This window comes from Sulfolobus sp. B1, from assembly GCF_007050195.1.
GTDB lineage: Archaea > Thermoproteota > Thermoprotei_A > Sulfolobales > Sulfolobaceae > Saccharolobus.
Window position 1 is genome coordinate 1 of sequence record NZ_QIMI01000173.1, and the last position, 2,632, is coordinate 2,632.

The window sequence follows — 2,632 nt, forward strand, 5'->3', positions numbered from 1 at the left end:
GCTATTATTGGATTTGATGGAACAATTTGAGTAACATAAAATCCTATTTGCTCTTGATACTGAGATTGTTGATATATAGAATTTAAGTAGTCTATAGTTATGCTAAGCTGTATACTACCTCCCTGTAAACTTGAAGGAACGTATATTTGTAAAGGTATATCTACTGTTTGATTTGGCTTAAGTAAAGAAATTTTAGGTAAAGTATTCAATATTGAAACTGAGGTTGAGGGCATTATTGACAAGTTGTATATGTTCCCATTTCCAGTGTTCCTTATATTTAAGGTAATATTATTTACCGTTCCGGCATAGAGAAGGGATGATGAAGGAACTACTTGGATGTTTGAAGTACCTAATAGTGTCAAGGAGAATGATGAATACTGAGTTATACTGACTACTGAACCCTCGCCTTCAATAGCATTCCAAACGATTTTAACTGGAATAGAATAAGAACCTAATGATACGTTATTAATATTAATATTTATTGGTATAGATACTTCTGATTCCGGTTGTAGTAGTCCTCCGAAAAAGTAAATAGCGCTTCCTCCGGTCACATTCGTTATACCCTTAGGTAGTAATAGTTCTACTGAGTAACTCTCTATATTAACTGGACCAGTATAAATTAAGGATAATTGAAAGGTAACTCCTTTACTGTTTGGTCCTTCGCTTAATATAATATTTGGATTTAGGATTTCTCCTTCGATGCTTTGATTACTGTTTATCGAAATCGATACATTTAATGAATAATATTTCCCATATGCCAAAATTGTTAGAGGAATCTGATAAGTACCAATACTCGCATTATTATATATGTTAGCTGTCAGTTGAACAGAATAAGAGGATCCTGCTTGTATTATTGGTATATGAGTAACTTTAGCCATGAAATCTATCGGATACGTACTATTAGTAAATAAGGTTACGTTATAGGCATTAGTGTTACCTGTGTTAAATATTGTTAGTATTACCGGTAAGTCATGTTCTCCAGGAAAGACTATTCCGGAAATTGAAGATTGTGCATAGAATTGTAAATACCCCATTATAGGGATTTGAACAGTCACGTCTTGAACTTGTTCTATCCCGTTAATAGTGTAATAAACTTGAATGTAAAAGTCGTATACTCCTAACGGTATATTAGGCGTGATATTACCTATGAAGGTCAAAGTGTATTCTTGTCCAGGTATTATAATCGGGAAAGAGTAAGTTTGAGTATTAGAGGTTACAATAAATGGTGAAGACTCCACTGGATATATCTGAACGTTAGTTATATTTGTATAACCGTGATAAACTAGTGTAACTTGCAATGGGACTAGTTTCTCTCCAGGTGCTACGTACGGTGGTGAGACTAACCATTGTGACGATGTGGTAAAATAGCCAGCTGAGGCTTCAGATGCAGTATTAGTTAAATTTGATAATGAAAAAAGAAGAGAAAAGATAACTAAAACGGACAAAATAATTCCTACTTTACTCGTTTTGGACAACCTCCTTCTCTATTTGACCATCCCTAATGTAAACTATCCTATCAGCATATCTCATCATATCTGGGTCATGTGTAGCCATTATAACAGTAACGTTCTTTTCTTTGTTCAATTTACTTATCAATTCTACTATTGCCAACCCGGTTTTTGAGTCAAGATTTGCAGTAGGTTCATCAGCGATTAATATTTTAGGATCATTTGCTAGAGCCCTTGCAATAGCCACTCTTTGCTGTTGACCACCAGATAGTTCATTAGGTTTTTTATTCTTTAGTTCTAACATACCGGGTATTAATGATAAAATCTCCTCTGCCTTTTCCCTTCTTTTCCACGCTGGTATCCCTAAAGAAGCTAAAGCCAGCTCAACATTTTCCAAGACTGAAAGATATGTTATTAGATTATACGACTGAAAAACAAAGCCAATATACTTCTTTCTGAAATTAGCCCTCTGATCTTCATTAAAGTTAGTAACGTCTATATTATTGATTATAATTTTACCGCTAGATGGTGTATCAAGTAATCCTATCAAATCAAGGAGAGTGGTTTTGCCAGAACCAGATGGACCAGCAATTATTAAAAATTCACCTTTTCTAACCTTAAGTGATACGCCTCTTAATGCGACATACTCAGCCTTCTTAGTCTTATAAACCTTAGACAAATCAACAGCATCTACTATAATCTCCTCATTATTCATGTTATTCGGCACCTCATTAGAAGAAGTCTAATGACGAAGCTAATAAGTTTTTTGATAACGTTTTCGATATCAAAACAATATTCGAGATTGTTAAATATCTCATAATTCTTACTATATAATGAACTAGCATGTACACTTTCATTGTCTTCACATATCTGACTCAGAATGTGAATATTTTAGTGTTAATATAAGTTTTATTTCCATACAACATATCATAATAAGTTAAGAATTTTTTAGAATACAAAATAATTACCTATAGGCATTTTAAACTAACTCGCTTTTTGTTTTAAAAAATTAAAAAAGCAACTTCACTAACATCGTGTGTAGACAACAATTTGGTTGTTTTGATATAAATTGAATTTTCTTTATCGTGGAAAAGTATTTTTAGGATGAGGACGAGTTGTTTATTGGAGCGAGAATATCAATAGGTTTGATTTTCTCGCCCTCACCCAAATTATCTCTACCCTTT

General features: G+C 33.2%; 1 protein-coding gene and 1 pseudogene. Both read right to left on the reverse strand.

Annotation, left to right across the window (positions count from 1 at the left end):
- Window positions 1–1,445: pseudogene (locus DMP16_RS09010) on the reverse strand (hypothetical protein); the annotation flags it as partial.
- Window positions 1,446–1,458: 13 nt separating this feature from the next.
- Window positions 1,459–2,163, reverse strand: coding sequence for an ABC transporter ATP-binding protein (locus DMP16_RS09015; RefSeq protein WP_069282051.1), 705 nt, complete (start codon window positions 2,161–2,163; stop codon window positions 1,459–1,461).
- Window positions 2,164–2,632 lie beyond the last annotated feature (469 nt).